Below are 18,207 nucleotides of genomic sequence, written 5' to 3'. Positions count from 1 at the left end.
TTGGGAGGGGCGTAGGACTGTCTTATAGGCAAGCTGGTAAAAAACAAGAGTAAGCCCAATATCCTGAAGGAATTGGGCTTACTCTTGTTTAATTTATCTTCTTCCACACATAAGCATCAGAAGAATTCTTAATACACATATATAAAGCATCTTCGACACCTTTGGAACCTTGCAACATCACAACATGTCCACGATACCTCGCTGATGCTGTAGGTAATGATGTTTTATTACCAATGATAATGAAGTTATCGCGCATGTCGATAGTTCCATAAACAGGACCGCCAGCGGCTTGCAAGTATGCCGCACCGGGAGCGTCCGACGTCTGTGCAAATATTCTATACATTCGTAGTTTACCTGACGCCGCATTAGTTCCGCTCATAGTTATACGCAAGCCATCCACATAGTTATTTAAGCGATCTTTTGTTATGTGTATTTTACTTGGTAAGTTAGTGTATTCAAATTCTGTCGTCCACGATCCTTGATGCAGTTTTTCTAGTTTTAGATTCTTCGGACTTTCATTATATATGCCATACGAAATTCCAAAGTTACCAAGATAAGAAATCGTACTGGGAAAGAGGATTTCGATAACAATAGGTGTTGTATCAACACTCACATCCCACCGTGCAACAGAATTCGGAATAAGATCGAAAATGTTAGGAAGATTTCCCATGTCAATACTTGGTCCCTGCTTCTGCGTAACTGTAAACCGCTTGTCTGCAAAGGCTAAAAAGTTGTCCTGATTTCCTGCCATTAGGTGCACATCTGTAACTGGTGGTATGAGCATTCCGGAAGTCATGGTTCCGCTGAAGGTACCGGTGAAGGTATCATTGGATTCATATATGGCATCCACTTTGTTTTGCCTACCCGCATCGATGACATGCTTCTTCTCAAGGTTTGATGTAATAATGTTACCTAGCGTAAACTTTGTAAACTCGGCCAATATACCACTTTTAACTTCTTGAATGTCCCAAACCTTAGTAATTATTCTGTTATAGGCTCCGTTAATAACATATACTTTTTTTGTTATGGATGTGAACGTCTGTGTTTGTAAATCTACAAATGTGTTTCCCGATACTTGATAAGTCCCATTGTGTACAGGATCACGATGTATTGTGCCTTCCATATAAATGTCGTACTGGACGCCAGAAAACGAAATCATACTGAACTGGTTTCCATTGACCCATTGCGATGTCCCATCCCCTGCGTTTTCTGCGTGAAGATGTATGCCTTTTCCCACATAAATAATGCTTACATCATACACACGAACACCGCATATATTACTTCCGTCTCCAGTAGCATGAAAATAAATTCCTGTACCTCCACGGTCCTCAGGAGTTGTAACACGACCATATTTTCCATATATGACCACATTTCGAATAACCGTATTATGGTCAAACGCGTATAAGTCTGAACCGTCTAGATATATACAACTTTTCGTGAAATCTGCCAAGTCATATGTCTCCAAACGTGGTCCGGACAACTGCCCATTTTTGCGTATTTTAATCATGTGGATATCAGACTTTGGGCGTAGTGTAACACCGTGACTGCATCTCAAATGAACATTGGATTTAATTTCAATAGTTGCGCTAATATTGTAATTACCGGGAGGTACAATGACTTCGCCACCACCAAGAGTTGATATGGCATTAATAGCACTCTGAATGGCGACTGTGTCGTCAGTGTATTTTCCGAGCGCTCCAAAATCTTTTACATTGATGCTGCCTGATTTTGCTGACTCAGCCAAGGCCCTAGCAATCATATCCGCCATTACGCCATCACCCTTCCTTTCACAAACTAACATTTCCGCCTATCACCCCAGAAATTCGGGTCGGGAAAATAACGAAACAGGTTACTTCGAACAGACACATCATTTGATCCTTCACCATGGATTGTTCGACTTGTGCTCGTCCTCGTAATCTCGGCGGTTATTATTTTATATGCGCAAACCGCGAAATGGGTGCCGTTTCCAGAAGAATTTTTGCATCTTACAAGGTTACGTTAAGAGTGACACTTTCCAAGTTGTCCATATATTTCCTACACACATCCACCGTATATTCTGGCTGCCATTTTCATTTATCCCATCTGCTTTGGATTACTGTACCATTAAAATGGATTAACCGCCCGTAGCGCCCTGGATATTGAGTCGGTCTTCTCAAATAAAATAGCCCCGACTGCTCGGGGCTTAATTGGGCTTATTTGATTGTTTTCTTTAAATCTTCAATTTCTGCTTGAAGATAACCAGGATAACCTTCCACTTGCGCCTACCTGATTATATAAATCCTACAAATCTTGCTGCAAAAGGGTTTACGGGTATTATCCGATACTGCCCTCCATCTCGAACTTAATCAACCGGTTCATCTCCACCGCATACTCCATCGGCAGTTCTTTCGTGAACGGTTCGATAAAGCCCATAACGATCATCTGGGTCGCTTCCGACTGGCTCAGACCGCGGCTCATCAGGTAGAACAGCTGATCCTCAGACACTTTGGATACCGTCGCTTCATGCTCTAGCGTGATGTTATCGTTCATGATCTCGTTGTACGGGATCGTATCCGACGTGGACTCGTTGTCGAGAATGAGCGTGTCGCATTGGATGTTCGCCTTCGACCCTTCGGAATTGCGTCCGAACGAAGCCAAACCGCGGTACGTTACTTTTCCGCCGTGTTTGCTGATCGATTTGGATACGATCGTGGACGTCGTTTCTGGTGCGAGGTGAATCATCTTGGCCCCCGCATCCTGGTGCTGTCCTTTGCCGGCTACAGCGATCGAGAGTACCATACCTTTGGCACCGCGGCCTTTCAGAATAACCGCCGGGTATTTCATCGTCAGCTTGGAGCCGATGTTGCCGTCGACCCATTCCATTGTCGCGTTTTCTTCGGCCACCGCACGTTTCGTAACTAGGTTGTAAATATTCGGCGCCCAGTTCTGGATGGTCGTGTAACGGACGCGGGAATTTTTCTTACAAATGATTTCAACGACAGCGCTGTGCAGCGAATTCGTGCTGTAGATCGGAGCCGTACAGCCTTCGACATAATGGACGAAGCTGTCCTCGTCAGCGATAATCAATGTCCGTTCGAATTGGCCCATATTTTCGGAGTTGATCCGGAAATACGCCTGCAGCGGAATTTCACATTTGACGCCCTTCGGAACGTAGATGAAGCTTCCGCCCGACCAGACGGCGCTGTTCAATGCAGCGAATTTGTTATCTGTAATCGGAACGATCGTCGAGAAGTACTCCTTGACAATCTCCGGATGCTCGCGAAGCGCAGTATCCATGTCGGTAAACAAGACGCCCTGCTTCTCGAGATCTTCCTGCATGCTGTGGTAAACGACCTCGGACTCGTACTGAGCCGATACCCCGGCAAGGAACTTCTGCTCCGCTTCGGGAATGCCGAGCTTGTCGAACGTATTTTTAATTTCCTGCGGCACTTCCTCCCACGTCTTGCCTTGTTTTTCCGAAGGCTTGACATAGTAGGTGATGTCATTGAAATCGAGATCGTCCAGATCGCCGCCCCAACGCGGCATCGCCATCTTGTTGAACTGCTCCAGCGATTTCAGACGAAAATCGAGCATCCATTGCGGTTCGTTTTTCATCTTCGAAATCTCGGTGACGATTTCTTTCGTCAGCCCTTTTTCCGAACGAAAAACGTTCTGGTGCTCGTCGCGAAAGCCATATTTATAATCTTCCATTTCCGGCATTTGCTTAGCCATCTTCGAATCCCTCCTTGTTGTTTTCGTCGAACTGCTTAGCCGATGCTCTCAAAAAACTGCTCTGTATTCCGCAAAGCGCGAACCAGCAGTTCCACTTCCTGCTCGGTATTGTACAAATAAAAGCTTGCTCTTGCTGTGGCATTCACATTCAGCCATCTCATCAGCGGCTGGCAGCAATGATGTCCGGCGCGGATGGCGATGCCCTCCTGATCGATGACCGTGGCTACATCGTGCGCATGGATTTCCTTCAGGTTGAACGTAACGAGGCCGGTTCGATTATCCCGCGGTCCGTAGATGGTCAACCCTTCGATTTGCGACAGCTGCTCATAAGCAATCTTGGCCAAATGCGTATCGTGCGCATGAATCCGGTCCATCCCGACTTCCGTCAAAAAATCGATCGCGGCTCCGAGACCTACCGCACCGGCGATAATGGGCGTGCCGCCCTCGAACTTGTAAGGCAGCTCCTTAAACGTAGATTCGTACAGGTCGACGCGGTCGATCATTTCGCCGCCAAACTCGATCGGCTCCATGTTGTCCAGCAGCGTTTTTTTCCCATACAGGGCCCCGATTCCGGTCGGTCCGCACATCTTATGCCCGGAGAAGGCATAAAAGTCGCAATCCAAGTCCTGCACGTCTACTTTCAGGTGAGGCGTACTTTGCGCGCCGTCCACAACCATAACCGCACCGTTGCGATGAGCGATGGCCGCAAGCTCCTTAACCGGGTTCGTGACGCCAAGGACGTTGGACACATACACGACAGATACGATTTTGGTCCGTTCCGTAATCGTCTTCTCTGCATCTTCCAGCGTAATCGAGCCGTCGGGCTGAAGCGGAATATATTTGAGCGTGGCGCCGGTCGCTTTGGCGACCTGCTGCCACGGAATGAGATTGCTATGGTGCTCCATCGGAGTCAGGACGATCTCGTCCCCTTCCCGGCATACGGAGCGGGCGTAGCTGAAGGCGACCAGATTAAGCGCCGTCGTCGTTCCCCGCGTGAAGATGATTTCCTCGCGAAACTTCGCATTCAAAAACGCGGCGACTTTATCGCGTGCGCCTTCGTATGCGTCGGTGGCGCGGGAACCTAGCGTATGAACGCCGCGGTGAACGTTCGAATGATCCAGCTCATAGTAGCGTTTTATAGCTTCGATAACGGAACGCGGTCTTTGCGAGCTTGCCCCGTTATCGAGGTAAACGAGCGGATGACCGTTTACTTCCTGGTGGAGGATCGGAAACTGTTCGCGAATTTCGGCTCCGAGGCTGCTCATTGTCCGAGCTTCCTCTCAACGAGCGCCTGAAGCTGCTTCTGAACGTTCTCAAGCGGAATTTCGCTGATGACGGGGGCAAGGAATCCGTATACGACCAGCTTATGCGCTTCGGTCCGGGTAATTCCGCGGGACATCAGATAGTGCATATGCTCCGGGTTCACTTGGCCTACGCTGGCCGCATGGCCCGCTTTTACGTCATCCTCGTCGATCAGCAGCATCGGGTTCGCATCGCCGCGGGCTCTAGGGCTCAGCATAAGCACGCGTTCCGTCTGCTCGCCGTTCGCTCCTGTCGCACCCTTCTCGATCTTCGTAATACCGTTGATGATCGCAGTCGCCTCATCCTGCATAACCGCTCTCGTAATCATATCGCTCGGCGTGCTCTTGCCGAAATGAACGGCGCGGGTCGTCAAGTTGAGCTTCTGGTCGGATTTACCGACGGAAATCACTTTAGCGTCGGAGCTCGAGCCGTTGCCTTTTAGCAGCGTGCTCGTGTCGGCCATGGCGTTGCCGCTGTTCAGCTCGCCGATAATCCACTCGATGCGGGCATCGTTATCCGTGACGGCACGACGGTACGTAATACCTGTGGAGCCTTTGCCCAAATCGTGTACGGAAGCGAACTGTACGTTGGCGCCAGCTTTGGCGACTACTTCGACGATCCCGTTATGAACGAATTCTTTGCCGTCTTCGGAGATATAATTATCTACGTATACGACAGAGCTGTTCGACTCGGCTATGATCAGCACGTGAGGAGCGAAAGTCGCTTCCGCGTCGTCAGCGATGAAGATCGCTTGCAGCGGAACTTTCACTTCTACGTTTTTGGGAACATAGAGGAAAACCCCTCCGTTCCAAAGAGCAGCGTGAAGCGCCGTCAGCCGGTTCTCGTCCGCTTTGACGACCGTCATGAAATGCTTTTGCACCAAGTCGCCGTGCTCTTTAAGAGCCGTTTCCAGGTCAGTGAAAATAACGCCTTGCTCGGCCAACTCGCCCGACAGCTCGCTCCAGACGATACCGGAGTTACGCTGTACGAGCAAATTTGTCGTTTCCCCGGAATCTCCGAGCAGCAGTTTGGCCGCCTCCGGCAGCGCTCCCGCCCCTTGAAGTCTCGCAGGCGCTTTATAGGTTCCGTAGGAAGTAAGGTTCCAACGGTCGATTCTCGTTTTTTCCAGTTTCGGCAGTTCCAACGAACCGGCCAATTCCAAAGCTTTCAAGCGAAGTTCGGTCATCCATGAAGGCTCGCTGCGGCTTGCGGACAAGTCCGCTACGGAATTCCGGTCGATTGGAAGAACGGTTTGAGAGCTCATATCGATTCCTCCAATTAATATTAGTTTTGTCCGACCGTCTCGTCTACGATCCCAAGCTCTTCCTTGATCCAATCGTAGCCTTCCGCTTCGAGTTTCTCAGCGAGTTCCGGTCCGCCCGATTTCACGATGCGGCCTTGCATCATAACGTGTACGAAATCCGGCTTGACGTAGTTCAGCAGGCGCTGATAGTGAGTAATGATCAGGAAGCCTCTTTCCGGGCTGCGCATGGCGTTGACGCCTGCGGCGACGATTTTGAGGGCGTCGATATCGAGACCCGAATCGATTTCGTCGAGAATGACGATTTTCGGATCAAGCAGCATCATCTGCAAAATCTCGTTCCGTTTTTTCTCCCCGCCGGAAAAACCTTCGTTCAAATAACGGTGAGCGAATTCCGGATTCATCTCGAGCTCTTTCATCTTGCCTTCCATTTGGCGGATGAACTTGATAAGCGAGATTTCGTTACCTTCGTCGCGGCGGGCATTGATCGCGCTTCGCAGAAAGTCTGCGTTCGTTACGCCGGGAATTTCGCTAGGATACTGCATAGCGAGGAACAGGCCTGCGCGTGCACGCTCGTCGACGTCCATTTCCAGCACGTCCTCACCGTCAAGCGTAGCGGTACCTTCGGTCACTTCGTATTTGGGATGCCCCATAAGAGCGGATGCGAGCGTACTTTTGCCTGTACCGTTAGGTCCCATGATGGCATGTACTTCCCCGCCGTTGATTTCCAGCTGAATGCCTTTTAAAATTTCCTTGTCTTCGATCGATGCTTTCAGACCGTCTATGACAAATTTTGGTGCGTTTGACATATGTGCTTCCCTCCGACTGCGATCTTATATTGGAATCGTTACAAGATGAGTTTCAATATGTGATTGAAATTCATATGAAATGATTCTCATTGATTCTCAGCAATAATTTTATTATAACCTACCCCACCAAATCAATAAAGGGCATTTCGATATATTTCCAGACTGTTTTGTTTAAAAAGTAACAAAACCTTCCTATGTGCGGGAACCAAACCATGCAAACAAGCAAAGAGGCCGCATTTAACGAGTCAAAACCGCATTATCTCAGCATTTTAGCAGCTTTCACCTGGCTGCCGCTCTTTAAACGCTAAGAAGCGTCTTTATTTGTTCCGCCTTCACTTTAAAAGTCTCATCGTCCAGTACAGGCTTCATCGCTCCCGGAGTGAAATCTCCCTCCAGTCTGATCCAGGACGTGCAGCCGGAATACGCATCCAGTATCGGAATGCGGACCGGAAGGTCCAGCCTATGTACCCGTAGCACCAAGACGTGCAAAGGCTTTTGCCGCTTCCATTTCAGCCGTTCCTCCGCGAAGCGGTCCGTCCATATGTGAGTGCTGCGGATCCGGTCCAGCTGTTCCTGGCTTGTTACCTCGATATCCGCTTCAACGGTTGCGAAACATTCGATGTCCGCATAGGTTTGCTGCGGGCTCCAGCCTGCCAGCGTTTTGTCCAATCCGGCGCCGGCTTCTTCCTTCAGTAATTCCCGTTTTTGGTGCTCGTAAGTCGGGTACAGCCAAAAAGACGGGCTTTTCAAATGAAAATCCCGGGTTTCCTCCGCAATACCACCTTTGCGCATCAGAACGATCTGCTTTCCTTCCGCAAGCGCGCGTATCGCTACCGCCCATTCCTTAAGGGCGACCGGTTGCATCCTTTCCATATAAACCTCACACCTCCAATGAACCCCATTATACCTTGCAGGCAAAACAAAGCAACCCCTTGCGCCGCATAATAACCTCCATTTAACCGAACCTTATAAAAGCATTCGCTGCACCCCATATCCCCTATCCGAACACGAAAGAAGGTGACCGCATGAGAGAAGGACTGGTACCTGCCGTTCTCGGAACGGCGGTGGCGGCTTCCGGCGCTGCGCTGCGCAGTAAATTCCCGGCGGCGGGCTGGGGCATTCTCGGCTTCGGACTCGCTCACATCGTACTAGGAGCTATCGATCTGGTGGAGCATCGGAGGTAACAGCAAAAAACGTCAGGCAGAGCCCTCCAAGCTCCCTGACGTTTTTTCTATATAAGCAAAGTTGGTAGATACGATGCTGCGACGGTCCGAGAGGAAATGAAGTACTTATCGACGGTGCTGAATATCCGAAAATACGCCGCCTTATGAAGGTTGGTTGCCGATAACGTGCCTCTGTTACCCGAGCGTAGCCTCCAGCATCCAGACGTGCTTCTCCAGCGAATTCTGAATCCCTGTAAGCATGTCAGCGGTTGTATGATCTCCGGCTTCATCGGCCTGATCGATACCTTTGCGCATTTCGGCGATCATCGTCTGAAAATCTTTGACGATTTCCTTGATCATCTGATCGGCGCTTTCGTTGCCCGCCGCTTCCTTCACTGTCGCTTCCGAAAGCATCTCTTTCATCGTAGCGATCGGTTTGCCCTTGATCGACAACACCCGCTCCGCCAGCTCGTCCAAATGGACAGACGCTTCCTCATACAATTCCTGAAACTTTTCATGCAACGTGAAAAAGTTCTTTCCTTTTACAAACCAGTGGTAATTGTGAATTTTCACATACAGGACGCCCCAGTTCGCAATTTGCTTGTTGAGCGTCTCCACGACGGTTTTAATGGTTGCCTCGGTTGCTGTAGCCATAGTTACCAGTGCCTCCTCTTATTGAAAGCTGTACTCATAATGTAAACGGGTTTGCCGGTTTTGAAACAGGCATCGGAGTGCGCTTTGCCTTGCACAATCTTCCCTATTGTGGCTGCCGGAGACGTTTATTATGTAAGTTTCAATTATATACTATTCTCGGTGGTTAACTTGGTATTTCCCCGTGTTTCAATTTCGCTTATACTAAGATAAGAGTTTGACCATTTATCGGAGGTGCGTTATGACGCAGTATCACCCGCTTTCGGAAGGGGAAGCCATACAATTTGCCAAATCCATCCCGGATTTGTTCGCAGCGGACGCCCAATTGGCATCCCGTGAAATCGGCGACGGGAACTTGAACCTGGTATTCCACATTACCGAACCGGCAACGGGAAAAAGCATTATTTTGAAGCAGGCGCTGCCTTACGCTAAAGTAGTAGGCGAATCATGGCCGCTTACCCTCGACCGCGCCAGGATCGAGAGCGAAGCTCTACAGTATGAGGGAGCGCTTTGCCCGGACCTCGTTCCGCGTGTGTACCAATACGTTCCCGAGCTGGCGCTCACCGTTATGGAAGATTTGAGCGATCACGTCATCATGAGAAGAGGCTTGATCGAGCGCAACAAGTACCCCAAATTTGCCGGCGATATTGGCCGCTTTCTGTCGCATACGTTGTTCTATTCGTCGGATCTCGGCATGAATCAACAGGACAAAAAAGAACGCGTCAAGCAATTTATCAATCCCGATCTGTGTAAAATAACCGAGGACTTGATCTTCGACGACCCTTACCGTGACGCCGAGACGAACAGCTTCGACGAAACGATCCGCGATGAAGCGGAGGCGCTCTGGAACGATACCGAGCTGAAGCTCGAAGTTGCCCGTCTGCGTCACGGCTTTCTGACAAATGCCCAAGCGCTGCTCCATGGCGATCTTCATACCGGAAGTATTTTCATTACCGAACAATCGACGAAGGTAATTGATCCTGAATTTGCCTATTACGGCCCGATGGGCTTCGATATCGGAGCGGTTATCGCCAATCTGCTTCTGAATTTCGCCGGCCAGGAGGGCTGGAGTCCGGATGCGGCCAGCCGTGCGGAGTACCGGGAGTACCTGCTGACTACCGTCAAGGACACCTGGACGACGTTCGAGTGGGAGTTTCGCAGTCTGTGGAACGACCGCAGTGTGGATCGGATTTCGAACACACCGGGTTTCCAAGACATCTATGTCGAACAACTGCTTCGTGATACAATCGGATATGCCGGCTGTAAAATGGTGCGCAGAATCGTCGGACTGGCCCATGTCGCAGATATCGATAAAATCGAAGACGCAGCCGCCAAAGAACGCGCTCAACGTCTGGCACTTGCCATCGGGAAGACGCTGATCAAACACCACCGGAGCAGCGTTTCTATCGACGAAGTGCTCGACATCGCTGTCAAAGCAGCCGCTCAATAATAAGGAAGAGTTTCCGAAGGCGATCACGCCCGAGGTAAGCGATAAGGAGATTAGGAATGGAAACTGCACAACAACCGCTGCAGTCTGTCGTATGGGCGGGAGATCATCTGGATCTCCTCGACCAGCGGCTGCTGCCTGAAGAAATCGTCTATTTGGCTTTAACGACAGCCGAAGACGTCTGGGAAGCCATTCGTCATCTGAAAGTGCGCGGAGCTCCGGCGATCGGAATCGCTGCGGCTTTCGGCGTATACTTGGGAGTCAGAGAGGTTTCCGGCGACGCCGAGCAGGTCCAGGCGGAAATCAACCGGCAGGCGGATTACTTGGCCACCTCGCGGCCGACCGCCGTCAACTTGTTCTGGGCGCTGGACCGGATGAAAGCCAAAGCGGATGCTTTGCTGACGGGCGAAGGGTTGCGCGACGGAGAAGTACTGAAGGAAGCGATGCTGTCCGAAGCGATCCAGATCCAGGCCGAGGACGAGGAAACGTGCCGTCTGATCGGCGAACACGCGCTCACCCTGCTGCACGACGGTATCGGGGTGCTCACGCACTGCAACGCGGGCGGACTGGCAACGGCGAAGTACGGAACGGCGCTGGCGCCTCTGTATCTCGCCCAGGAACGCGGCTGGAACGTCAAAGTATTCGCCGACGAAACCCGTCCGGTCCTGCAGGGCTCGCGCTTGACCGCATTTGAGCTGCAGCAGGCCGGCATCGATGTCACCCTCATCTGCGACAACATGGCCGCCATGGTCATGTCCAAAGGCTGGGTGCAAGCCGTCATCGTCGGCACCGACCGGGTCGCCGCCAACGGCGACGTAGCCAACAAAATCGGCACTTATGGAGTCGCCGTTCTGGCCAAAGCCCACGGCATCCCGTTTTATGTGGCTTGCCCGATGTCGACGATCGACCTGAACACGCCTACCGGCGCGGAAATTCCGATCGAAGAACGCAATGAAGAGGAAGTCACCGAAGGCTTCGGCAAACGCACGGCTCCGCGCGGCGTCAAAGTATTTAACCCGGCCTTCGACGTAACGCCTAACGAATACGTGACCGCTATTATTACGGAGAAAGGTGTCGTTCAGGCGCCTTATGGGGAGAATTTGAGGAAGTTGTTTGGGTGAGGATGAACAAACGTAAAGCACTATCGAAACACAATAAAAGAACGGATGCTGCTGAAGACGGCAGCTCCGTTCTTTTATTATTCATTTCGGTAACTCCTTATTTGGGTAATTCCTTAAGTTGTCAAGCCTTCCTGTTCCTTTTTAGTTTGTTTGCCTCGTAACACATGGAGAACGGGTTTCTCTATAATAGAATAGAACAAGCACCCTGCAAGTGTAGCGCCGATTATGATAATTGCAGCAGAGACTAAGTTGACTTGTTGAAATGCAAAACGATAAATTTTATTAATGATTGATAACCATAAATCATGAGTTAAATATATGGAATATGATGCATCTCCTAAGTAACGAAAAAGTTTTGGAACCGCAATATTTTTTTTGCTTTCAATTAAAGTAAACCCTAATATAAGAAAAGCTGAAAACAGCGCCCAAGAAATGACTCGATGCGGAGTAAAAATTCCAAAATAATAAACCATCCAGGTTGCTGCTAAACCAGCAATACCAATCGAAGCGATCATACTTGTATAACGTAATATGTTGTCTTTATACCGGATTAGAAGCTTTGCAACTAAAACGCCTAGCAGGAATTCCAGATTATATGAACTGAAAATAAATTTAATGTAATAGTTCATACTTTTAAAATCAATCCAGAATGAACAAATAAACAGCCCAATTGTAATTGAAATCCAGGCTGCAAACAAAGGATACGACCATTTTCTAGGAAGCATAATTAAAAGAGAAAACATCAGGTAAAAGAACAACTCATGGGTTAATGTCCAAGCAACACCAAGAACGGGATGAACGGACTGAGGAAATAAGAGAATTGACTTGAGTATGACATCCAACTCTCTAACCGAAGAGCCGCCAAAAGAAGGAACCAGTAAAAATAACGGAATTAGCAAAAATGTAATAATCCAATAAATCGGAAATATTCGTATAAATCGTTTTCGGATAAATGACCCAAGCCGTATTCTCCTGCCTATATCGCCATGGTGGATATAAAAAATAATAAATCCGCTTAGAACAAAGAAAAGATCGACACCCCAATAACCAAAATAAAAAAAACCGTCAAGCAGTTTATAATTATAATAGCTTTCGAACTGATAGGTGGCGTGGTATATTACAACCATTAAAGCAGCTATTCCTCTAAGAGCTTGGAGTGAATCAAGCCTTTTCATTCAACTGCATCCCCTAATATTAATTATGGCTTCATGGACAAAGAGTGACTGTAATTGAATTTAAACCGTCTCATATTCAGTAATCCGTATACAAAACCAGTGCCATATGATACATGGAGAATAATATGGACGAGGAATAGTGTAATTTTATTAAAAAGTCCACTAATATGCTTGTTTGTAGCAGAGTAGTATCCATTTAACAAGAAATAAAGCAGCATCACCATACAGTAAAAAACCGCTATTGGATTAAACATTAATGACAGCGGCAACCCTACAATATTAAATACCACAAATGCTCCTGGTACTAAATGAGTGATTCTGGCAGGCTTGTTATGCTTTTTGATTACTGCTACTTTCCAATAACCGTACTCAAAATGTTGCTTAAATAATGCTTTCAAAGAATTTCTCGGGAAATAAACCGACTTGATCTGAGGGGTCACAAACACTTTCCCGCCATTCTTTTTTATTCGATAATTAAGCTCATCATCCTCATTTCTTGGAAAGTTCTCATCATATAATCCAAATCGTAAAATACTTTCCTTCCGGTAAGCACCGAGGAATACCGTTTCGGAATATCCCTCATATTGCTCATTATGATGATTTCCCCCACCCATGCCAAATGTAGAATGATAACTGGAAGCTATAACTTTCTGCAACTCCGTTTTTCCCTTCACTATGGTAGGTCCGCCCACATTTGTTGCATCTGTCGTTTCCAAGTAATGCACACATTTTGATATATAATCATTAGCATATTCGGAATGTGCGTCCAATCGAACAATATATACCCCTTGTGCCGCAAGAATGCCGATATTCAAAGCATACTGTACCGTTTTGTTCGGATTTTCGATAACCTTTATAAGGTTTGGATGCTTATTCTGATATTCATTTAGTATTTCTTTGGTTTTATCTGTCGAACAGCCATCAACAAGAATGATTTCTAAATTTTTTTTCGGATAATCCTGTTTCATTAAGGTTTCAATACAGTTTACAATGTATTTTTCTTCATTTCGGATCGGCATTACTACGGATACAAGGATTGAAACATCATTCATCGAAACACCAACTTTATTATGTGGTATAAATCAAAATGCCAACCTTCAAACAACACGATAACGATAACGCAGGCTTTTCACCTATTTGTCAGCAAGATGCTTTGCACCAACTGCTTCAGTTCCTCTACGTACGGTTTTATTGACTGCCTATGATCACCTGAGAAATTCTCGTGTTCATACCTATAAATAAACTTTTGTAATTCTTCGGTAAGCTGTTTATGCAGAACTATTCTCCTTCCTGTTTCATTTATTTGAAGTTACTGTATAGCTATATGAAATCCCTAGAATAATCCAAAAATAAGGAGCCACAGAAACAACGCTTATATTGAAAAATGCCTGAACCAAATATCCGGTGATTGCCGCTAAGCAGCCATATGCTATTATCTGGCGTTCTCCGCTCAGAACTTTGGCGCTGTGAAATCCATTATATAAGATCACCGCCAAAAATAATAAATAGACCATTAGAGCCGGTACTCCGAGTGTCAGAGCTATATGTAGGTAATCGTTGTTTACATCGTATATAGGTCCGCCACTTAAGTACTTCCAGAAATCGGGATCAATGCCTGGATGAAAAACCAGGTGGAACGTATTCGGCCCAGAACCAAACCAAAAATACTCCTTTATTAGAGGTAAAGTAATCTTCCAAATGTACCAACGTGTCGCCCCTGCTGTGTTGCTGTCGACATTTGTTGCTATTTTATGGACGTCCTCAACAATACTCTTAGCTCGTGCTAAGTAATCCTGTTGAGAAAAAATATTCATAACCACAAAAGTCAAAATAATAACGATGAAAACGGCGATCCACTTTTTCCACAAATCTTTTCTTTTCCATGCTACTAACACCGATAGCATAAGTAGGCCGATCAAACTTCCCAACCATGCGCTGCGTGTTTCCGATCCTAACAAGGCAACACCAAGCAGACATAAAATGAACAAATAAAGCAGTTCATTTATTCGTTTATCTGCTGCCAAATATAGAGTAAATACCATAATTACAGCTAAAACTAAAAAAGCCCCGAAGTAGTCGGGGTTATCGAAAAAGGAAAAGCTTCTGTTCTTATAGGCGTAGTCCATAACAATATCTTGGGACAGCAGATTGGTTCCATAATGTTGTGCGATACCATATACTGAGCATAAAGATGCGCTGATAGCTAGAAAATTGATGATTTTTTGATGCCAATCAGGATGAACAAAGCGAGACGCTATCATAAATAACAGCGCATAGGAAAACATGACCAATATTCCATTATGCTCCGTCAAGTACCCTACTAAAGATATTTGTAAGGATTGAACGGTTGAAACTCCGACTAGCAATAAAAGTAATAGTAAGAGCCATTCAGCCTTTCCGAGTTGTTCAAGCTGCACATTACTTATCTTCCGTTTGTCACTGAAAAGCGATATAAGGGCACATAACAAAATAGAAAACCCAATTAAATAATAGGCTTTCACATTTGTATAGTAGAATGTTTTTTCCCATGAGATAATTAAAAATGGGTATATAGTAACAAATAAACAAAATATAACGGAAATAGTACGGTCCCTCATCGACAAATCCACAACCTCACCTCAAGTATAAGGTAGCCACAAGCATTAAGCTTGAATCATGGTTAATCGCTCATTAATTCCAATCCATATGCACTCGAAACATCCGTTCTTAAATCATTTTTAGAAGGCAGATCGATCATTTCCCCATACATTGCCAAGGCATTACTACAAATGTTCAGCTTTTATACAAAAATTGCTTAAAGATTTCCAAAAATAAATTCTGATATCCATCTTACTAGGGCAGACAAAACAACAATCGTTATTACAGACACTAAAGAATATAAAACATACTTTCCGCTAGATACTTTCATTGCTTTGAACAAATAACTAAAATAAATAATATGTGCAATAACGAATAATGCAGCCATAAGTACTAAACTGATATATATATCTCCGAATACAAATTTACCGATTACAGCTCCTATTGTAAGTCCAACAACTTGCGCTGTACTTGATATCATCGCATAATTTTGTTTTTCCAACACGGTCGACAAACCATATACAGTATTACTAATAAACATGAAAAAATATTGTATTGCAAGAAGCCGAATAAACTCACCGGACACTTGCCATTCCTTACCAAACGCTAATATAGCCAGTTTATCTCCTAAAGCCATTAGTATGGTTATAGGCAATATAGCAAACATCATGCCTAATTTTAAATTTTTGGTCACATACTCTCCTATACTTTTTCCCTCTCTTATTAACTTTGACGTCGTTTGAAAGAACACCCGTCCAATCGAGTTGGCAAGAAATGTACTTGGAATTTGGAGTACCCTTACTGTGATTGAGTAATAGCCTAATGCTTGGCTCCCCCAAAGACCTTGGATCAATAAGGTCGGCAATTGATCTTTAAAATTTGATATTACATTGGTAGGTAGTTGATACGTAACAAATCTTTTATTATTTGATACTATTTTTGCAAAATCCGTTAGTTTAAAAGTAAACATACTTTTGGGTAAACTTCGCTTCATATATAGTAAGGTGATTATTTGACCAATCATATTGCCGACAAGATATCCGTATAACCCCATACCGAGAAATCCCAACAAGATCGCAGCAGTACTATTAATCCCATTATTAATAATAGGATTTTTCATTAAAATGCCATACTCGCACTTTCGATTTAGCCACGTATAACATAATTGGATTTGCTGAATAGTAAATACTAATGCAATAAGGTAAAACAACAAAAAGATGGGGTTAATTTCAAATGAAGAAAACGTAACAAAAATCCAAGCCACTATCACGGATGACGCGATACTTATAATAGTAACAATCGTCGTTATTACCTTATAAACATCCTCAATCTCTTCCTCCTCTTCAAGCATAATTGAATTAGTCAAACCTAAATCCGAATAAGATTTAACTATAACTGCAATAGAATTTAAAAAAGCCCAAAAACCGATAATCTCGGCCCCATACAATCTAGTAATGAACGGTAAAGTAATTACGGATATAAGCTGTCCAACAACAGTGCCAATCGTTATTTTAATTACATTTTTTTTATTTCCGTTAAGTTTGCTTATTAGTTTATTAAACATAACTAGTCTCTCTTATTTTTGTGCCGTAGTATATTTTTTGCAAGTACCGAATAGACATTTCATAATAGCTCCTCACCGAATGATATATAGTAGAATTAAAAAGAAGTGCTATTCAACCCACACATTTGGCGAGGAGGACTTCATAGCACTTATACGCCTTTACTTTTAGCGATCTGCAGTTGTCCTTTTCGGCGAACCAAATTGGTAAACTCCTCAAGATACTTAAAATTGGTATTTGCAGATTCAATAATTCCTTTTTCTAATATAATAGGCTTTAAATGGTAAGTATCTAACATTCCTTTAATTTTCCCATAAGTGCAATCTTCCAATGAGATAGTTCTTCCACTCTCTCCTATCTGTTCATAATATCGATAAATTTTTTCGGAATGCCCAGAAATAGAGATTACTGATTTGGAGAAGGTTGCACCCAGGATGCCTACATGAAGTTTGGATGTAACAATAACATCCATTTCTGTTAACAATGCACATAAATCTCTCGGGTTGTTATAAAAGTATTTACTGACATTACCTGCCTTCACTTTCTTATGGACTTTTTCAAGTTCAGCATTTGTCGAATCCCCATGAGCGTCGCAACCAATTACTACGCCGTATTCTGGGTTCTCGCTTAAAAAAGAATTTAGAGGTTCTACTATTTTTTCGATAATGGAGCTATTAGAATTTTCAACCGGGTTTATATGCAAGAATATATTTTTTGGAGAAGCTATTGGAGGTTCTATTCGAATATTGTTGTCTTTCACCATTGAAACAAATTCTCTAGAAACAATTTGAGCTGAGTCGGATGTTACAATGATTTCCTTCTTTACTCCATACTTCTCTAAGTAACTTTTTGATTGCGTATCCCTGACTGTGATAATAGTTGCATGATTAAAAATTTTTTTGCAGAACCATCTCAGATACCGATTGGATAATGGTCCTGCACCAAGACCAAGTATTGCAATGGGTTTATTTCGAATTACAAAAAACATACCAACTACCATGTATTTTAAAAATCTCAATATGTCCTCCTTAGGAGTACTTACTCGTTCTCCAAAGTAGCCGCCTGAAAAATAGACTAAGGCGTCGGCTTTCCAAAGACTATTAAAAGAGTAATGATAATTGTAGTTTAAATATTCCTTTATTTGATCGGACATTGCATATCTTGACTCATAAAAATAATTATTACCATCCTCGTTCAGTTCCTTTATCCTTTCGAAAAATAAATCTGCGAAAAGAACGTCACCAAAATTCGCTCCTGTTGTAGCACCATGCAGCATTATATTAGCCAAGTTACACCCTCCCGAAGTAAATAGTAGCCTCTCGGCATTCGCCGAGGCAAATGGGGCAAGGGATTCCCTATACCCTCCGGCGTATCCATCCTCCTACTTGCGTAGGGGGATTTTTTATTGCAGCCAGATCTCGAACTGGA

Annotated in this window: 15 protein-coding genes; 3 read left to right on the top strand and 12 right to left on the bottom strand. The window is 45.2% G+C overall.

The features are described from left to right. Positions 1–88: 88 nt before the first annotated feature. The 6 genes from IDH45_RS29865 to IDH45_RS29840 form a co-directional block, all read right to left on the bottom strand. The gene (locus IDH45_RS29865) at positions 89–1,768 is read right to left on the bottom strand and encodes a glycosyl hydrolase family 28-related protein (protein ID WP_190931812.1); all 1,680 of its coding nucleotides are present in this window, start codon (positions 1,766–1,768) and stop codon (positions 89–91) included. A 545-nt stretch (positions 1,769–2,313) separates the two neighbouring features. Further along, positions 2,314–3,711: a Fe-S cluster assembly protein SufB gene (gene sufB, locus IDH45_RS29860; protein ID WP_190931811.1), complete on the bottom strand. Its 1,398-nt coding sequence runs from the start codon at positions 3,709–3,711 to the stop codon at positions 2,314–2,316. Between the two features lie 35 nt (positions 3,712–3,746). Further along, complete coding sequence (locus tag IDH45_RS29855) at positions 3,747–4,976, bottom strand: cysteine desulfurase (RefSeq protein WP_190931810.1); 1,230 nt, start codon at positions 4,974–4,976, stop codon at positions 3,747–3,749. Then, positions 4,973–6,277 carry a Fe-S cluster assembly protein SufD gene (sufD, locus tag IDH45_RS29850; RefSeq protein WP_190931809.1) on the bottom strand — a complete coding sequence of 435 codons (1,305 nt, stop codon included), beginning with the start codon at positions 6,275–6,277 and terminating at the stop codon, positions 4,973–4,975. Before sufD ends, IDH45_RS29855 begins: the two co-directional genes overlap by 4 nt. Positions 6,278–6,297: 20 nt before the next feature. Next, positions 6,298–7,083 (bottom strand): Fe-S cluster assembly ATPase SufC, encoded by a 786-nt coding sequence (sufC, locus tag IDH45_RS29845; protein ID WP_190931808.1) that lies wholly within the window; start codon positions 7,081–7,083, stop codon positions 6,298–6,300. Between the two features lie 297 nt (positions 7,084–7,380). Beyond that, positions 7,381–7,956 carry a DUF1802 family protein gene (locus tag IDH45_RS29840; protein WP_190931807.1) on the bottom strand — a complete coding sequence of 192 codons (576 nt, stop codon included), beginning with the start codon at positions 7,954–7,956 and terminating at the stop codon, positions 7,381–7,383. Positions 7,957–8,108: 152 nt separating this feature from the next. On the opposite strand from IDH45_RS29840, the gene IDH45_RS29835 reads away from it, so the two are divergent. Continuing rightward, on the top strand, positions 8,109–8,267 hold the full coding sequence (locus tag IDH45_RS29835; protein WP_190931806.1) for an asparagine synthase: 159 nt from the start codon (positions 8,109–8,111) through the stop codon (positions 8,265–8,267). A 174-nt stretch (positions 8,268–8,441) separates the two neighbouring features. Here IDH45_RS29835 and IDH45_RS29830 read toward each other — a convergent pair whose 3' ends face one another. Next, positions 8,442–8,900 (bottom strand): Dps family protein, encoded by a 459-nt coding sequence (locus IDH45_RS29830; RefSeq protein WP_190931805.1) that lies wholly within the window; start codon positions 8,898–8,900, stop codon positions 8,442–8,444. Between the two features lie 238 nt (positions 8,901–9,138). On the opposite strand from IDH45_RS29830, the gene mtnK reads away from it, so the two are divergent. Together mtnK and mtnA are read left to right on the top strand one after the other, a co-directional pair. Further along, positions 9,139–10,347, top strand: coding sequence for an S-methyl-5-thioribose kinase (mtnK, locus tag IDH45_RS29825; protein ID WP_190931804.1), 1,209 nt, complete (start codon positions 9,139–9,141; stop codon positions 10,345–10,347). Between the two features lie 56 nt (positions 10,348–10,403). Beyond that, on the top strand, positions 10,404–11,465 hold the full coding sequence (gene mtnA, locus IDH45_RS29820) for an S-methyl-5-thioribose-1-phosphate isomerase (RefSeq protein ID WP_190931803.1): 1,062 nt from the start codon (positions 10,404–10,406) through the stop codon (positions 11,463–11,465). Between the two features lie 113 nt (positions 11,466–11,578). Here mtnA and IDH45_RS29815 read toward each other — a convergent pair whose 3' ends face one another. The 5 genes from IDH45_RS29815 to IDH45_RS29795 all read right to left on the bottom strand — a co-directional run bounded on the left by IDH45_RS29815 (position 11,579) and on the right by IDH45_RS29795 (position 18,067). Continuing rightward, complete coding sequence (locus tag IDH45_RS29815; protein WP_190931802.1) at positions 11,579–12,640, bottom strand: acyltransferase family protein; 1,062 nt, start codon at positions 12,638–12,640, stop codon at positions 11,579–11,581. Between the two features lie 23 nt (positions 12,641–12,663). Continuing rightward, positions 12,664–13,692 carry a glycosyltransferase family 2 protein gene (locus IDH45_RS29810; RefSeq protein WP_190931801.1) on the bottom strand — a complete coding sequence of 343 codons (1,029 nt, stop codon included), beginning with the start codon at positions 13,690–13,692 and terminating at the stop codon, positions 12,664–12,666. 243 nt (positions 13,693–13,935) lie between these two features. After that, positions 13,936–15,249, bottom strand: coding sequence for an O-antigen ligase family protein (locus IDH45_RS29805; RefSeq protein ID WP_190931800.1), 1,314 nt, complete (start codon positions 15,247–15,249; stop codon positions 13,936–13,938). Between the two features lie 185 nt (positions 15,250–15,434). After that, on the bottom strand, positions 15,435–16,781 hold the full coding sequence (locus IDH45_RS29800) for an oligosaccharide flippase family protein (RefSeq protein ID WP_190931799.1): 1,347 nt from the start codon (positions 16,779–16,781) through the stop codon (positions 15,435–15,437). A 149-nt stretch (positions 16,782–16,930) separates the two neighbouring features. Further along, positions 16,931–18,067, bottom strand: a complete 1,137-nt coding sequence (locus IDH45_RS29795; RefSeq protein WP_190931798.1) for a polysaccharide pyruvyl transferase family protein — start codon at positions 18,065–18,067, stop codon at positions 16,931–16,933. Positions 18,068–18,207: the final 140 nt, after the last annotated feature.

The sequence above is a fragment of the Paenibacillus oceani genome (assembly GCF_014705615.1).
In the GTDB taxonomy this organism is placed as follows: Bacteria; Bacillota; Bacilli; order Paenibacillales; family NBRC-103111; genus Paenibacillus_AB; species Paenibacillus_AB oceani.
This window is presented reverse-complemented; position numbering and strand designations above follow the sequence as displayed.